The following is a 15,849-nucleotide window of genomic DNA, read 5'->3' as shown; positions in this document are numbered from 1 at the left end:
GAACGGACGATGAGAATTCCGGGCGGACGGGAACGATCGATCGATTCCCGTTCGTCCTTCTCATCGCAATGAACAAGACGATCAGGCGCGCCTCGGTCTTCTCGCTGCTGCTGGTGTTCGCCCTGCTGATCCGGGCGACCTGGGTGCAGTTCTACGAGGGCCAGGCACTCGCGGACGACAAGAACAACCGGCGCAACGCGATCGAGACGTACGCGGAGCCGCTCGGGAACATCATCGTGGCCGGAAAGGCGATCACCGGCTCGGCCGTCACGTCGGGCGGCGACCTCAGATACAAACGCACGTACACGAACGGCAAGCTGTACGCGGCGGTGACGGGCTACGCCTCGCAGAGCTACGCCCCGACGCAGCTCGAAGGCATCTACACGAGCCTGCTCAACGGCACCGACACCCGTCTGAAGACGGCGCTGGACACGGTCACGAACAAGCGGGCCGACCCGGGCAACGTGATCACCACGATCGATCCGGACGTCCAGAAGGCCGCGTACGACGCGCTCGGCGACAAGAAGGGCGCCGCCGTCGCGATCGACCCGAAGACCGGCCAGATCCTCGCGGTCGTGTCGACCCCGTCGTACGACCCGTCGTCGCTGACCGACGCCAACACGGCCGGGACGGCCTGGAAGCAGCTGAACGCGGACTCCGACAAGCCGCTCACCAACCGGGCGCTGCGCCAGCCGCTGGCGCCGGGCTCCACGTTCAAGCTGGTCGTGGCGGCGGCCGCGCTGGAGGACGGGCTGTACTCGTCGGTGGACGAGAAGACAGACAGCGCGGACCCGTACAGGCTGCCGGGCACGCGCACGGACCTGAGCAACGAGAACCCCTCCGCGCCCTGCGAGAACGCCACGATCCGGGTCGCGCTGCAGTACTCCTGCAACAACGTGTTCGCGCACATGGCCGTGCAGCTCGGGCAGGACAAGCTGAAGGCGATGGCCGAGAAGTTCGGCTTCAACGACGACAGCCAGGACGTGCCGGTGCGGGCGTACCCAAGCGTGTACCCGTCCGACATGGACGAGTCGTCCACGGCCCTGACCGGCATCGGCCAGTTCGACGTGACCGCGACCCCGCTGCAGATGGCCATGGTGTCGGCCGCCATCGCCAACGGCGGCAAGCTGGTCTCGCCGCACATGGTCTCGCAGATCACCGACGGCGGCGGCGATGTCCTCAAGGACTACGACGACGAGGCGTCGGCGAAGGAGATCGTCAGCTCCGGCACCGCCGAGCAGTTGCAGTCGGCGATGCAGACGGTCGTCGAGAAGGGCACGGGCACGAACGCGCTCATCGACGGCGTCACCGTCGGCGGCAAGACGGGCACGGCGCAGCACGGCGAGAACAACAGCAAGGCGCCGTACGCCTGGTTCACCTCGTACGGCAAGTCCGCCGGCAAGGAGGTCGCCGTGGCGGTCGTGGTCGAACAGTCGGACGCGGCACGCTCCGAGGTCAGCGGCAACGGGCTGGCCGCCCCCGTCGCGAAGGCGATGATGGAGGCGGCACTGAAGAAGAACTAAGGGCTGTCCCGTCAATCCCTTAGACCGTCGGGCAGGTCACTTCACGCCCAGGATCTGCTCGATCGGGTCGATCGCGAAGTACACCACGAACAGCGCCGACGCCCCCCACATCAGCCAGTGCACGTCCTTCGCCTTGCCGAGGACCGTCTTGATGACGACGTACGCGAGGAAGCCCGCGCCGATGCCGTTGGTGATCGAGTATGTGAACGGCATCACGGCGATGGTGAGGAACGCCGGGATGGCGATCTCGTACTTGTCCCAGTCGATGCTCTTGACCTGCGTCATCATCAGGAAGCCGACGGCGACCAGGGCCGGGGCCGCCGCCTGGAGCGGGACGATGGTGAGGACCGGGGTCAGGAACAGGGCGAGGGCGAAGAGGCCGCCGGTGACCAGGTTGGAGAAGCCGGTGCGCGAGCCCTCGCCGACGCCGGCCGCGGACTCGATGTAGGAGGTCGCGGAGGACGACGAGGCCGCGCCGCCGGCGACCGCCGCCGCGCCGTCGATGAGCAGCACGCGGCCCAGGCCCGGCACCTCGCCCTTGTCGTTCAGCAGTCCGGCCTCCGCGCTGATCCCGACGACCGTGCCCATGGTGTCGAAGAAGTCGGACAGGATGAGCGTGAAGACCAGCAGGACGACCGTGATGACGCCGGTCTCGCCGAACGCGCCGAACAGGCTGAAGTGACCGATCAGCCCGAAGTCGGGGGTGTCGACCAGCTTGTCGGGCCAGGAGGGCGTGGTCAGGCCCCAGGACTTGATGTCGGCGATCGAGTTGATGACGATCGCGAGCACCGTCATGGTCACGATGCTGATCAGGATCGCGCCCTTGACCTTGCGGGCGAGCAGCCCGATCGTCAGCAGCACGCCGAGGCAGAAGACGAGGATCGGCCAGCCGCCGAGCGTGCCGGTGCCGCCGAGCTGCACGGGGACGGTGGTGTTCGCGGCGTCGGGGATCCGGCTGACGAAACCGGCGTCGACGAAGCCGATGAAGGCGATGAACAGGCCGATGCCGACGCTGATCGCCTGCTTCAGCGGCTGCGGGATGGCGTGCATGACGGCCTCGCGCAGACCGGTCACCACCAGGACGCAGATCAGCAGGCCTTCGAGGACGATGAGGCCCATCGCGTCGTCCCAGCTCATCAGCGGGGCGATCTGGAAGGCGACGACCGCGTTCAGGCCGAGGCCCGCGGCGAGCGCGAGGGGCAGGTTGCCGCCGACGCCCATGACGATCGTCATGACGGCGGCCACCAGGGCGGTGGCGGTGGTGAGTTGGACGGTGTCGAGCTGGTGCCCGAACTTGTCCTTGGCGCTGCCCAGGATGATCGGATTCAGGACAAGGATGTAGGCCATCGTGAAGAACGTGGCGAAGCCGCCGCGTATCTCCCGGCCGAAGGTGGACCCCCGTTCGGAGATCTTGAAGTACCGGTCGACGCTGCTCGCCGCCGTCGGCGGGGCAGTTGGCCGGTCGGCCGCCTTCTTCGTTTCGGACATGACTGGTACTCCTAGGTGCCTGAATGATCTGTGTGCGGATGCTGGCTGGATTGTTCCGTCGTTGAACCCTCTTCAGGTTTTCTCCGTGTTACGGAATCGGGTTCCGCTCTTGTTCGGCCTGCCACATGATGTTCGAACCCCCGTACCAAACCAAGCGATCGGCCACTGCTACGCTTCCCGATCTCGTCCCGACAACCTCCTCGGGATCCGCATGTCATTCACATGACACGCACAGGCTGCACCCCGACGGGTGCCAGAAGTCGCATCGAGAAGAGGTCACCCGTGGGCACAGTCGTCGACGACGCCGCCTCCGTGGAATTCCATGCCTTCTTCGACCGTCACTACGCGGAACTGTCCCGCCTCGCCCACCTGTTGACCGGTGAGGCGGACGCCGCCGACGACCTTGCGGCGGACGCGCTCCTCGCACTGTGGAACCGCTGGGACCGGGTGCGCGCGGCCGACCATCCGGTGGCGTACGCCCGTGGCGTCGTCGCCAACCTGGCCCGCACCCGTATCCGCAGCGCCGTCCGCGAGCGCCGCCGGATCGCCCTGTTCTGGTCGCAGCGCGAGGAGAAGACGGAGAACCCCGACATCGCGGGCGTGGTGGACGTCCAGTCGGCGCTGCGTAGACTTCCGTTCCGCAAACGGGCCTGTGTGGTGCTGCGGCACGCCTTCGACCTCTCCGAGAAGGACACCGCGCTCGCCCTGGGGGTCTCGGTGGGTACGGTGAAGAGCCAGACCTCGAAGGGGATGGCCGAGCTGCAGAAGCTGCTCGGCGCCAAGGGAACTCCGCTCAAGGTGCCCGCGATGATGCGCACCGGTGAGGCCTCGGCCTCAGGAAGGGACCGATGACGATGCAGCGGGACGTGCACGACGAGCTGCGCGCCCGGCTGCACGAGGCGGCCGAGGCGCATGAGCCCGACCGGGCGCGCATCCTGGCCCGGGTCGAGCGCGGCATGGCGGGGCAGTCGCCGGACCGGTCCGACCACCGGGCGACCCGCCCGCCGTTGTGGGGCTGGGTGCGGATCGTGGGGGCCACGGCCGCGGTCGCGAGCATGCTCGCGGTCGGCGGCTACGCGGTGGCGTCCGCGGTGAAGGACGACACCCAGCCCCAGCAGACGGTCTCCGTGTCACCGCCGCCGATCGAGTCCCCGGACGCCACGAGTCGCCCGCCGGCCTCGCCGAAGGCCACGCCGAGTTCCGGCGGCGGCGCGAAGGACCCGGCGAAGCCGAGCGCCACCCCGAGCCGCCCCGCGCAGGCGACGCCCTCCGCGCCCGCGGCCGAGCTGCCGGCGAAGAACGACGAGGAGGACGGCCCGCTGTGGTCGGACGGCTCGGTCGACCCGCACAGCAACGACTTCTGGGCGCAGAGCAACGTCACCCTGAAGACGTCCGAGGCGCTCACCGAGCTCACCGTGCAGCTGAAGATCGCGCAGACCGGCGGGGTCTCGTCGGCGGGCGCCTGGCGCTCCCTGCCCGAGGACGACTTCACCTTCACGGTCGCCGAGCGGGACGGCTTCCTGGTCTACACCTGGGTGCTCAAGGAGGGCCGTACGGTCGCCAAGGGCGACTGGGTGTTCGCCGGGCAGTACAACCACGACCGCGGCGGCCGGGACGCCAAGCGCGACACCTACGCGATCAAGGGCGAGTCGGACAAGCACCAGGGTTCTGTGGGCGGCGACTTCGCCTCCCACGAGGACGGCGAGGGCGACTCGTAGGACGGGTCGAGCAGGACTCGTAAAAAACTTCTGAAACAGCGGCAACCCTTTCCTCACCGGTGACGACCACCAGGCGCAAGAGTCACCACGCACTCGAGGACTCGGTCCATGACCGCTGCGCCGGCACACCCGCGTCCGAGTGAACGTTCAAGCACGACGGAGCACTCCTTGAGCACGCACAAGAGACGACCCCTCACGCGCCGACGGGTGCTCGGGGCATCCGCGATCGGCGTCGCCGCCACCGGCGCGGCCGTCGCGGGCGGCGCCGGCCTCCTGTCGTCCGCGTCCGCCGCGACCTTCGGCTACCGGGACGACGGCAGGAACTACGTGGTCGACACGGGATCCTCGCTCGTCTTCAAGGTGTCGAAGACCACCGGCGACCTCACCTCACTCGTCTACAAGGGCAAGGAGTACGAGGGCTACGGCGGCAAGCACTCGCACGTCGAGTCCGGCCTCGGCGCCTCCGCCGTCACCGTCAAGCAGTCCGGCCCGACGATCCTGATCAAGGTCGTGCACGGCCCGATCACCCAGTGGTACGCGGCCCGCAGCGGCCAGAACAACGTCTACCTCTGGACGAACAAGGCCGACGCCTCCTTCACCGCGACCCGGTACATCGTCCGTCTCAAGCCCGGAATGTTCCCCAACACCGGCTCGGACTCCTGGATCGAGGCCTCCGACACGGTCATCGAGGCCGGTGACGTGTGGAGACGGGCGGACGGCACCACCCACTCCAAGCACTACTCGGGCAGGCGCACCGTCGACTACGACCACGTCGGCTTCACGACGGGTTCGCTCGGTCTGTACCTGGTCCGCTCCAACCACGAGAAGGCCTCCGGCGGCCCCTTCTACCGCTCCCTGCTGCGCCACTCCAACGACAAGGGCGCGGCCCTCTACGAGATCCTGCACTACAACGAGGCCCAGACGGAGGCGGAACGCTTCGGCCTGCAGGGTCCGTACGTCCTGGCCTTCACCGACGGCGGCGCGCCCTCCCCGTCGTTGTTCCAGGACAGGCTGGACACCTCCTGGGTGGACGGTCTCGGCATCACCGGCCGGGTCGGCAGGGCGGGCCGCGGCAAGGTCGCGGGCGTGGGCCTGAAGGGCATGGACGCGAGCCACCCCTACACGGTCGGCTTCGCCAACCCGGCCGCGCAGTACTGGGCGAAGGCCGCCGCCGGAACGGGCGCGTTCTCCTGCAAGGGCATGCTCCCGGGCGCCTACACCCTGACCGTCCACAAGGGCGAACTGGCCGTCCACACGGAGACGGTGAAGGTGACGGCGGGCGCGACGACGACCCTGCACACCCTCTCGATCACCGGCGACCCGTCTGCCGCGAAGACGCTCTGGCGGCTCGGCGACTGGGACGGCACCCCCGGCGAGTTCAAGAACGCCAAGCTCATGACGTACGCCCACCCGTCCGACGCCCGCGCCGCGAAGTGGACGGGGAACGTCACGATCGGCGGCGCCGACGCGGCCGCGTCCTTCCCGGCGTACGTGTGGAAGGACGTCAACGACGGCGTCCTGCTCTACTTCAAGCTGACCGGGGAACAGGCGGCGGCCGCGCACACCCTCCGGATCGGCGTCACGGACGCGTTCGCGAACGGCCGCCCACGGGTGTCGGTGAACGATGGGTCTCGCCCGTTCCGGCGGCCGTCACCCAGCCCTCGACGCGCTCCCTGACGACGGGGTCCTACCGCGGCAACAACCACACGTTCACGTACAACGTCCCGGCGAGCGCCTGGAAGACGGACGTGACGCAGTACAACGTGCTGAAGCTCAGCATCGTGAGCGGTTCGAGCGGCATGACGTTCCTGAGCCCGGGCACGTCGTTCGACTGCATTGACCTGCTCGCCTGAGAACTCGCCGGCCCGAGCCCCTCTCGGGCCGGCAGAAGGAACGCCCCCACCGCTGGAACCCGGTGGGGGCGTTTCCTTGTGCGAGGACCTGTCCTAGTTCATCGTCGCGCCGATGGTCGTCGAGCCCGTGGTCAGGAATGTCGTCGTCGGCAGGGCGCCGTCCGGCCTGCGGGGGCCGTACGCCGTCGTCGCGTCCGTCGACTTGAAGGCCGGCGTGGAAACACCGCCGTCCCAGTTGTTGGCCGCGGAAACAGCCGCAGACCCCAGCTTGTCCAGCCCGCCCTTGTCGCTCGCCGCGAGGTTGCGGGCGAGGCGGGCCCTGCCGGTGGCGAAGTAGAAACCCGTTTGCGCGTTGCCGTACGCGGTGTTGCGGCTCAGCACGATCGCGCCGGTGTTGGAGTTCTCGGTGAAACCGTTCAGCGCGTTGTCCCAGGCGGCGTTGTCGTTGACGATGTGCGCCACCGCGACGCCCCCGCCGCCCAGCTTGAAGCCGTTTCCGTTGCCCTCGAAAGCGGAGTCGTTCCAGCGGTTCCTGCCGTTGCCGAAGGCCCACGAGTGCTCGACGGTGACCGGGGTGGAGAACTGCCACAGGTCGAGACCGTCGTCCGAGTTGTCGTACAACCGCGCGCCGGTGATCCTGTTGCCCGTGCCCGAGCCGAACTTGACGGCGATGCCGTCCGCGTTCTGCCCGTGCCCGGCGGCGTCGTAGTTGCCGTGACTGTCCAGGTTCTGCACGAGGTTGTTCACCGTGCCGTCGCCGGGCAGGGTGAACCCGGAGTCGCCGTTGTTCGCGGTGACCAGGTTCTTGAAGACGCCGCCGGTCGACGACGTGACGACGAAGCCCTGGGCGGGCGAGGACTGGAAAGTGAGGTTCTGCACGGTCCAGTAGCTGCCGTAGATCCCGGCGAGCCAGGACCCCGCGGGCAGCTTCGAGCCGTCGATCTTCACCTTCTCGCCGCCGTACGCCCGCAGCGTGATGCGGGAGGAACTCGTGCCGCTGGCCGTCGACTTGAGCGTGGCGGTCGGATAGTACGTACCGGCCCGGACCTGGATGACGGCCCCGGCGACCGCGTGTTTGACCGCCGACTCCAGCTGCTCGGTGGTGGACACGGTGACCGTCGACGAGGCCGCCTCGGCGCCGCCGTTCGACAGGCCGAGGTAGACGCCGCCCGCCCCCGCGGAGACGGCCACCGCGGCGGCGATCGAGAGGGTGCGTGTCCTGCGGTGACGTCCGGTGCTCAAACGCACGGGGCGTTCCTTTCACTGAGGCCGATGGGACGAAACGGGCCGGAGGGGCCGCCCCGGCCCGTTTCTGCCCACCAGTCGCCGCCACGGCCGGAAAGGGTTGCCGTGCACCCGCCCAAAGGATCGAAACTTTCGCTCCCATGCGCCCCACCCCCACCGATTGACGCCCCGTTCCCCGCTGGTGACACTCCGATGGCACCACACCCCACAGAAACACCCAAAGGAAACCCCCACACCCACACAGGAAGTGTCATGCGCCGCCTGAGTATCGTCCGCACACTGCTCCTGGCCCTCTTCCTCACCGTTCTGACCGCCCCGCCCGGCACCGCGGCGGCCGCCACTCCCGGAGCCCCGCCCGTGAACCACCCGAAGTACGCCGGCTACCTCTTCGCCTACTTCACCGGCGAGGGAACCGCCGACGGCGAACAGATCCGCTACGCCCTCAGCCGGGGCAACGACCCGCTGCACTGGCGGGAGTTGAACGGCGGGAGGCCCGTCCTCACCTCGACCATCGGCGAGAAGGGTCTGCGCGACCCGTTCGTGATCCGCTCCCCCAAGGGTGACAAGTTCTTCCTCATCGCCACCGACCTGCGCATGTACCAGAACAGCAGCGGCAGTTGGGACGACGTTCAGCGCCACGGCAGCAAGTCGGTCATGATCTGGGAGTCGACCGACCTGGTCCACTGGACCGACCAGCGGCTGGTGAAGGTGGCCCCCGACAACGCGGGCAACACCTGGGCGCCGGAGGCCTACTGGGACGACAGCCTCGGCGAGTACGTCGTCTTCTGGGCGTCCAAGCTGTACGCCGACGACGACCCCGGACACACCGGATCGACGTACAACAAGATGCTGTACGCGACGACGAAGGACTTCCGCACCTTCAGCGCGCCGAAGGTCTGGGACGACCCGGGTTACTCGGTCATCGACTCCACGGTCGTGAAGTACAAGGACAGCTACTACCGCTACACGAAGGACGAGCGCGACCCGTCCTCCAGCTCGCCCTGCTCGAAGTTCATCACCGGCGAGAAGTCGACGAGCCTCACCTCGACCACATACGACTTCGTCGCCGACTGCATCGGCAGCGGCTCGATCAGCCGGGGCGAGGGGCCGACGGTCTTCAAGTCCAACACCGAGAACAAGTGGTACCTGTTCATCGACGAGTACGGCGCCCGCGGCTACGTCCCCTTCGAGACGACCGACCTCGACTCGGGCCGCTGGACCATGTCGAAGGACTACCAGCTCCCGGCGAGCCCCCGGCACGGCACGGTCCTGCCGGTGACGCAGCAGGAGTACGACCGACTGCTGGCCGCGTACCCGAGCTCCCCTGCCTCGATCACGGACGTGACGGCGAAGGGCCAGAAGGGGTACGCGATCGTCACCGAGTCGGCCTCGAAGGTCGTCCTGCCGATGCAGCCCGGGGCCGATCCGCGCGGCCTCGCCCCGAAACTGTGGGTGGGTGAAGGCGCCTCGGTGACCCCGCGCTCGGGCACGCGCCGCGATTTCCGCACGCCGCAGACGTACACCGTCACGGCCGCCGACGGGACGCGCCGCACCTGGACCGTGGAGGCCGTGCCCACGAACAGCCCGACACTGCCCGGCCTCAACGCCGACCCGGACGTGCACTACCTGAACGGCGAGTACTGGATCTATCCGACGACGGACGGCTTCCAGGGCTGGAGCGGGACACGGTTCAAGGCGTACTCCTCCAAGGACCTGGTCCACTGGAAGGACCACGGCGTCATCCTGGATCTGGGTCCGGACGTGTCCTGGGCGGACCAGTACGCGTGGGCCCAGGCTATCGCCGAGCGCGACGGCAGGTACTACTTCTACTTCTGTGCCGAGCAGCAGATAGGGGTCGCGGTCGCCGACTCCCCCGCCGGTCCCTTCAAGGACGCGCTGGGCAAGCCGCTGGTGGCCAAGGGGGGCGCCTGGAGCGGTCAGATGATCGACCCGGCGGTCTTCACGGACGACGACGGTCAGGCGTACCTCTACTGGGGCAACGGGCACGGGTACGTCGTGCCGCTGAACGACGACATGGTCTCGTTCGACCCGGCGAAGGTGAAGGACATCACCCCGCAGAACTTCCGCGAGGGTTCCTTCGTGGTCAAGCGCGGCGGCACGTACTACTTCATGTGGTCGGAGGACGACACCCGCAGCGAGAACTACCACGTGGCGTACGCGACGGGACCGTCCCCGCTCGGCCCGTGGACCAAGCGGGGGACGATCCTGTCCAAGCGTCCCGAGTACGGCATCCTCGCCACCGGCCACCACTCCGTGGTGAACGTGCCCGGCACCGACGAGTGGTACATCGTCTACCACCGGTTCGCGCTGAACGGCCCCGGCCTGCCGGGCGGTGACGGCATGCACCGCGAGACGACGATCGACCGCCTGAGGTTCGCCGCGGACGGCAGCATCGAGCCGGTCGTTCCGACCCTTGAGTCGATCAAGCCCGTGCGGAACAAGGGCTGATGACGGGGCATCGGATGCGGCGGAGCGTCAGCTGACGAAGTACGTCGGGTTCGGGAGCTTGTACTTCCGGTCGGCGTAGCCGCCGTCGAGGTCCGAGTACTGGTCGCCGAAGTTGGCGATGATCTCGTACCCGAGGTCGTCCTCGATGTGCTTGCGCGTGCCGGACTTGTACTGCACGGTCGTGCAGTTCCAGGCGCCCGGCGTCGCGCAGGCGCTGAGGTAGGACGGCGGGTTGGCCGCGTCCTTGAGGAAGATGTGGGCGGCGTCGAGGTTCACGTCGGCGCCGACCTTCTTCAGGTTCTCGACGGCCGAGGCGCGCTGCGACTCCTTCAGGCCCGAGTTGTAGAAGACCTCGACGCCCTTGGCCTTCGCGTACCGCACCAGCTCGGGGCTGCCGAAGACGGCCGGGCGGTCGGCCCGCGCCACGTACTCGGCCCACGTGGTCGAGTTGTACGTGTAGTTGGTCTTCTTCTCGTAGTCGAGGCTGAGCAGCAGCGTGTCGTCGATGTCGAAGACGACCGCGGGCTTCTCGCCCTTCTTGACCGCCTTGCGGGCGGCCTGGTCGATGTACTTCCTCGCGGCCTTGTCGATGCTCGCGAGGTCCTTGGCGTACGGGCTGGTCGGCGACGCCTGGTAGACGCCGTTCGCGTCCGGCGCGGTGCCGTAGTAGGTGTCGATGTCCTTCACCAGGAGCCCGATGTTGTAGGGCTCGTGAGTGGAGTTGGCCGTGGACTGGCCGGCCGTCGCCGCGCCGGCGCCGTACAGGGCGGCGCCGGCGACGGCGCAGGCCGCGGCGATGGCCGCGATGCGCAGTGGCTTATGCATGACACGTTTTCTACGCGCGTCACGTGGGTGGGCGCGAGACCCGTTGCCTGATCGAGACCCGTTCGGCGGGCAAAAAACGGGTCAAGCGCCCGGATGGCTCAGCCGCGTCTCAGTTCATCGTCGCCCCGATGGTCGTCGAGCCCGTCGTCAGGAACGTCGTGGCGGGCAGGGTGCCGCTGGAGCTGCGGGCGTTGTACGTGCTGCTCGCGTCCGTGGACTTGAAGGCGGGCGTGGAGACGCCGGAGTCCCAGTTGTTGCCGGCCGAGGAGACCTTCGAGCCCTTGCTGACCGAGCCGCCGCCGTTGCTGACCGCGAGGTTCTTGCCGAGCTTGGCGGAGCTGGTGGCGAAGTAGTAGCCCCACTTGCTGTTGGCGTAGGCCGTGGTGCGGTTGATGACGATCGCGCCGGTGTTGGAGTTCTCGGTGAAACCGTTTCCGGCGTTTCCCCAGGCCGCGGAGTTGTTGACGACGTGCGCGACGGTGACGCCGTTGCCGCCCAGCTTGTAGCCGTTGCCGTTGCCCTCGAAGGCGGAGTCGCCCCAGCGGTTGACGCCGTTGCCGAAGGACCAGGTGTGTTCGATGGTGACCGGGGAGGAGAAGGACCAGAGGTCGATGCCGTCGTCCGAGTTGTTGTAGAGCCGGGCTCCGGTGACGAGGTTGCCGGTGCCGGAGCCGAACTTGATGGCCACCCCGTCCGCGTTCTGGCCGTGGTTGGCGGCGTCGTAGTTGCCGTAACTGTCCAGGTTCTTCACGGTGTTGTTGACCGTGCCGTCGCCGGTGAGCGTGAAGCCGGAGTCGCCGCCGTTGATGGTCTTGACGTTGTTCCAGTTGGTGCCGGTGCAGGACTGGCAGACGACCGCGCTGTCCGGGGAGTTCTGGAACGTGATGTTGGAGACGTTCCAGTAGTCGGCGGTCAGCTTGAAGATCCAGCCGCCGGAGGGCAGCGACGACCCGTCGATCTTCACCGTCTCCGAGCCGTACGCGGTGAGCGTGATGGGCGAGGAGGAACTGCCGTTGGCCGTGGACTGGAGGGTGGCCGTCGGGTAGTAGGTGCCGCCGCGGACCTGGATGACGGTGCCGGCGGTGGCGTTCTTGATGGCGTTGGACAGGTCGGTGGAGTTGCTGACGACCACGGTGGCGGCCTGTGCCTGGGTGGGCAGGGCGACGGCGAGTCCGGCGCCCAGGGACAGGGCGGCGAGGGCCGTGAAAGCGGTACGACGAGACATGGAGTGCGGGTCCTTTCCGTCGTTCATGGGGAGGGGGAGGGGTGGTTCACAGGACGTGGTCCAGCCAGGTGAAGACCTCGTCCTGCATGCGGTCGACGAAGACATGGCCGAGGTCGGGCCAGGTCCTGAGGTGCAACCGCTCCTCGGCGTGACGGGACCGCCAGACGGTGCGCAGCCTGTCGTGGGCCGCGCGGACGCCGTCGGCGGGGAACAGCGGGTCGAGCCCGCCGCTGAAGAACAGCATCGGCCTGGGTGCGGCGATGCTCGCCACGTCGGGGAAGTCGAGGAACCGGGGAAGCCCGGGATGGAGCATGTAGTACGAGGACTGCCCGCGCAGCGTGTTGTTGCCGGGCACCATCATTTCCTTCAGGCCGGTCATCCAGCAGACGGCGGCCGCGGCGGCGAGGTCGTCGCTGAGCGCGGCCGCCTGCCAGGCGCGGAAGGCGCCCATGGAGAAGCCGACGGCGGCGACCCGCGTCCCGTCCACGCGGTCGAGGCCGGCGAGGAATCCGGCGGCCCGGGCGTCCTCGCGGGCCATGAGTCCGGCGAGCGAGGAGCCGAGGTTGAAGAAGTTGGACGCGAGGGCCTGCTGCTGGTCGTAGGCGAGGGGGCCGCGGTCGCCCCACCCGAGGGCGTCCGCGCACAGCACGACGTATCCCCGCCGGGCCAGTTCGTCGCCGACGAACCGTCCGCTGAAGTAGCGCTCCGACCACGCCTGAGCGGAGGCGAGCCGGGTGTCGTCGTACCAGGGCCGGACCAGCTTCTCCTTCCCGATGTCGAACTTCGCCCCGTGGTCGTGCAGGAGCAGCACGGCAGGGAAGGGGCCGGGGCCGTCCGGGGTGAGGAGGGCGGCCCGCACGCGTTCGTGGCGGGTGAGGGAGAGCGTCACCAACTCGGCGGTGTAGCCGTCCTGTTGGCGGCGGTCGGTGAACTCGGGTGCGTACGGGGTGTGTTTCTCCCGTTCGACGACCAGTAGCTCCTCGACCTTGGCGCGGGCGGCCCGGCGCCAGGCGCGGAAGTCGCGCAGGGGGGAGTTTCCCCAGGCGAGGGGGAAGGTCAACTCAGCTTTGAGAGCGGGGTGGAAGTCGGGCAGCGGGCCGTCCACGACGGCTGCCTGCGCGTCGGCGGGGGCGGCCTGCGCGTTCGGGACGGTGACCTGGCCGGCCAGGAGCGCGGCCCCGGCGCCGACGACGAACGCCCGCCGTCCCACCGCCGGATCACCCGCGCCCATAGGGCCTCCAGTCCCCGAGATACGTCCGCCGGGTGTGGGTCGCGGCCTCCTCGGCGGTCAGTTGCGGACGGTTCTCCGGCACCGAGATCACCGCGCCCGGACCGGAGTTGGCGTGCTCGCGAAAGCGCATGGTCTGCCAGGGGTAGGCGTCACGCATGTTGGTGTACGGGGTCACCGCGTCGATCCCGGAACCGATCCAGGTGTCCCGCACGACCAGCGAGGGCCAGGCGGTCGTCTCGTAGGACGGCACCCAGGGCCGCGCGATCTTGTACGCCGCGTCCTCGGCGCCTGAGGTGATCCGGCCCCGGAGGGCGAGGAAGCCGTAGGGGTTGGCGCGGGCTGTGGCGGGGGCGAAGACCATGCCCTTGGGGGTGAAGGTCACGTCCCGTTGGAGGGTGTGGAAGTGGCAGGCGTCGAAGACGGCCCGGCCCCGACCGAAGACGAAGTCGACGTCGCCCTCGATGTAGCAGCGGTGGAAGTACTGCCGGTCGAAGGCGTCCAGCGCGGTGGTGTCCGCGAACAGGGTGTCCTGGTGGGCGAGGAGCCGGACGTTCTCGAAGTGGGTGCGGTCGCCGGTGACGTAGGCGGCCACCGCCTGGGTTCCGGTGATCTCCGGGTGGTCGGCGCGCAGCCAGTCGTTGGCGAGGGTGAGGTCGCGGACGGTGAGGCCGGGCGCGGAGGAGGTGAAGGCGGCGGAGCCGGCCGTGCCGTAGGTGCCGGAACCGTCGGGCTTCTGGGTGCCGTTGGCATTGTCGTAGACCAGGACGGCGGCGCGCGGGTCACGGGAGGCACCACGTATTGTCAACTCCTCTTTGCCGCCTGGGACGTTGACGACCTGCCGGTACGTTCCCGGGTGTACGACGATCGTCCAGCCGGGTCCGTCGACGGCGTCCACCGCGGCTTGGAGGGAGTCGCCGGGGCGGACGTGGAGGACGCGGCGAGCGTGGGCGTGGGCGGGGGTCGCGGTGATCAGGGCGGCGGTCGTGAGGCCGGCGAGGAGGGTGCGTCGGGGCAGCATGTCAGCACTCCCCCTTCCAGGGCTCCCAGTCGCCGAGGTAGGCCTCGCGGGTCGCCGACGCGGCCTGTTCGGCGGCGAGTTGGGGACGGTTCTCCGGCACGGAGACCACGGCTCCGGGGCCGCTGTTGCGGTATTCGGCGAACCGCTGGTTCTGCCAGGGGAAGGAGGCCGACATGTCGGTGTAGGGCGCGACCGCGTCGATGCCGGCGTCGAGACGGGTGTCGCGGACGGTGAGGCTCGGGCGGGCGGTGGTGTCGGAGCTGGGGACCCAGGGCCGGGCCAGCTTGTAGAAGGCGTCCGGGGCCGCGCTGCTGACCCGGCTCCGGCTGACCAGGTATCCGAGCGGGTTGGCGCCGGCCGTGGAGGGCGCGAAGACGAAGCCGTAGGGCGCGGCGGCCAGGTCGGCGCGGTTCAGGGTGCGGAAGTGGCAGTGCTCGTAGACGGCCGTCGCCCGGCCGAAGACGAAGTCGACGTCTCCCTCGGCGTAGCAGTGCGCGTAGTACTGGCGGGCGAAGACGCCGAGGGCGATCGAGTCGGCGTACAGGGTGTCCTGGTGTCCGAGGAAGCGGCAGTGGTGGAAGGCGGAGCGGTCGCCCTGGACCTTGAGGGCGACGGCCTGGGTGCCGGTGATGTCGGGGTGGTCGGCGCGCAGCCAGTCGTTGGCGAAGGTGATCCAGCGGGCGGTGAAGCCGTCGGCCTGCACGGTGGTGGTGGCCGACCCGGTGGTGCCGTAGGTGCCGCCGCCGGGCTTGGGAGTGCCGGCCGCGTTGTCGTAGACGATGACGACGTCACGAGGGTTCTCGGAGGCGCCGATCCAGGTGGCCTCGGTGCGGGTGACGTCGACGGCGACCGTTTCCCGGTACACGCCCGGTGCGAGCACGAGGGTCCAGCCGCTGCCGGTGGTGGCGGCGACGGCGGCGCGGACGGAGGTGAAGTCGCCCTGGCCGTCCGGGGCGACGTACAGGGTCCGGGGGGTGCGACGGGCGGCTGGGCTGCCGTAGCGGCCGAAGGGGCGACGCCGTCCGGCAGCTGCCCGCGCGGGCGGGGCGGCGAGCGAGAGGGCGGCGAGCGTGCCGGCGCTCGCGGCGAGGAACCCCCTTCTGGAGAAGGTGAGTTGACCGAGGTGGGGCGAGGGCATGCGGGTGCTCCTTCGCGGTGCGGCGGTGCGGCTCCGCGGGGACGGGCCGGGACGGAAGGGGGGACGGGCCGGGGTGGCGGCGGGTGCCGCCGCCCCGGCCGTCGTACGGAAGGGGT

At 69.1% G+C, this 15,849-nt stretch carries 11 protein-coding genes and 1 pseudogene; 5 read left to right on the top strand and 7 right to left on the bottom strand.

Features of this window, described 5'->3' with window-relative positions:
- The first annotated feature begins 68 nt into the window (after positions 1 to 68).
- Positions 69 to 1,523, top strand: a complete 1,455-nt coding sequence (locus tag ACIBAF_RS19840) for a peptidoglycan D,D-transpeptidase FtsI family protein (RefSeq protein WP_399464506.1) — start codon at positions 69 to 71, stop codon at positions 1,521 to 1,523.
- 36 nt (positions 1,524 to 1,559) lie between these two features.
- Here ACIBAF_RS19840 and ACIBAF_RS19835 read toward each other — a convergent pair whose 3' ends face one another.
- A complete protein-coding gene (locus ACIBAF_RS19835; protein ID WP_399464505.1) occupies positions 1,560 to 3,011 on the bottom strand; it encodes an NCS2 family permease in 1,452 nt (483 codons plus the stop codon).
- A gap of 282 nt (positions 3,012 to 3,293) precedes the next feature.
- Here ACIBAF_RS19835 and ACIBAF_RS19830 point away from each other — a divergent pair, with 282 nt between their 5' ends.
- From ACIBAF_RS19830 to ACIBAF_RS19820, 3 genes and pseudogenes are all read left to right on the top strand, one after another.
- Positions 3,294 to 3,863 carry a SigE family RNA polymerase sigma factor gene (locus tag ACIBAF_RS19830; RefSeq protein WP_399464504.1) on the top strand — a complete coding sequence of 190 codons (570 nt, stop codon included), beginning with the start codon at positions 3,294 to 3,296 and terminating at the stop codon, positions 3,861 to 3,863.
- On the top strand, positions 3,860 to 4,729 hold the full coding sequence (locus ACIBAF_RS19825) for a hypothetical protein (RefSeq protein ID WP_399464503.1): 870 nt from the start codon (positions 3,860 to 3,862) through the stop codon (positions 4,727 to 4,729). The genes ACIBAF_RS19830 and ACIBAF_RS19825 overlap by 4 nt, the downstream gene beginning before the upstream one ends.
- Positions 4,730 to 4,897: 168 nt before the next feature.
- Positions 4,898 to 6,582 (top strand): annotated as a pseudogene (locus ACIBAF_RS19820) (rhamnogalacturonan lyase B N-terminal domain-containing protein).
- A gap of 93 nt (positions 6,583 to 6,675) precedes the next feature.
- Here ACIBAF_RS19820 and ACIBAF_RS19815 read toward each other — a convergent pair.
- On the bottom strand, positions 6,676 to 7,830 hold the full coding sequence (locus ACIBAF_RS19815) for a right-handed parallel beta-helix repeat-containing protein (RefSeq protein ID WP_399464502.1): 1,155 nt from the start codon (positions 7,828 to 7,830) through the stop codon (positions 6,676 to 6,678).
- A gap of 249 nt (positions 7,831 to 8,079) precedes the next feature.
- On the opposite strand from ACIBAF_RS19815, the gene ACIBAF_RS19810 reads away from it, so the two are divergent.
- On the top strand, positions 8,080 to 10,296 hold the full coding sequence (locus ACIBAF_RS19810; RefSeq protein ID WP_399464501.1) for a family 43 glycosylhydrolase: 2,217 nt from the start codon (positions 8,080 to 8,082) through the stop codon (positions 10,294 to 10,296).
- Positions 10,297 to 10,323: 27 nt separating this feature from the next.
- Here the strand turns inward: ACIBAF_RS19810 and ACIBAF_RS19805 are convergent, their stop codons facing one another.
- The 5 genes from ACIBAF_RS19805 to ACIBAF_RS19785 all read right to left on the bottom strand — a co-directional run bounded on the left by ACIBAF_RS19805 (position 10,324) and on the right by ACIBAF_RS19785 (position 15,733).
- Positions 10,324 to 11,121 carry an HAD family acid phosphatase gene (locus ACIBAF_RS19805; protein ID WP_399464500.1) on the bottom strand — a complete coding sequence of 266 codons (798 nt, stop codon included), beginning with the start codon at positions 11,119 to 11,121 and terminating at the stop codon, positions 10,324 to 10,326.
- Between the two features lie 109 nt (positions 11,122 to 11,230).
- Positions 11,231 to 12,346, bottom strand: coding sequence for a chondroitinase-B domain-containing protein (locus tag ACIBAF_RS19800; protein WP_399464499.1), 1,116 nt, complete (start codon positions 12,344 to 12,346; stop codon positions 11,231 to 11,233).
- 46 nt (positions 12,347 to 12,392) lie between these two features.
- Entirely contained in the window at positions 12,393 to 13,577 is a 1,185-nt protein-coding gene (locus ACIBAF_RS19795; RefSeq protein WP_399464498.1) for a dienelactone hydrolase family protein, read from the bottom strand.
- A complete protein-coding gene (locus ACIBAF_RS19790) occupies positions 13,564 to 14,592 on the bottom strand; it encodes a pectinesterase family protein (RefSeq protein WP_399464591.1) in 1,029 nt (342 codons plus the stop codon). The genes ACIBAF_RS19795 and ACIBAF_RS19790 overlap by 14 nt, the downstream gene beginning before the upstream one ends.
- 4 nt (positions 14,593 to 14,596) lie before the next feature.
- Positions 14,597 to 15,733 carry a pectinesterase family protein gene (locus ACIBAF_RS19785; RefSeq protein ID WP_399464497.1) on the bottom strand — a complete coding sequence of 379 codons (1,137 nt, stop codon included), beginning with the start codon at positions 15,731 to 15,733 and terminating at the stop codon, positions 14,597 to 14,599.
- Positions 15,734 to 15,849 lie beyond the last annotated feature (116 nt).

The organism is Streptomyces sp. NPDC051677, assembly GCF_044453465.1.
In the GTDB taxonomy this organism is placed as follows: Bacteria; Actinomycetota; Actinomycetes; order Streptomycetales; family Streptomycetaceae; genus Streptomyces.
Note: the sequence above shows the minus strand (reverse complement) of the source record. Positions and strands in the feature narration are given on the sequence as shown.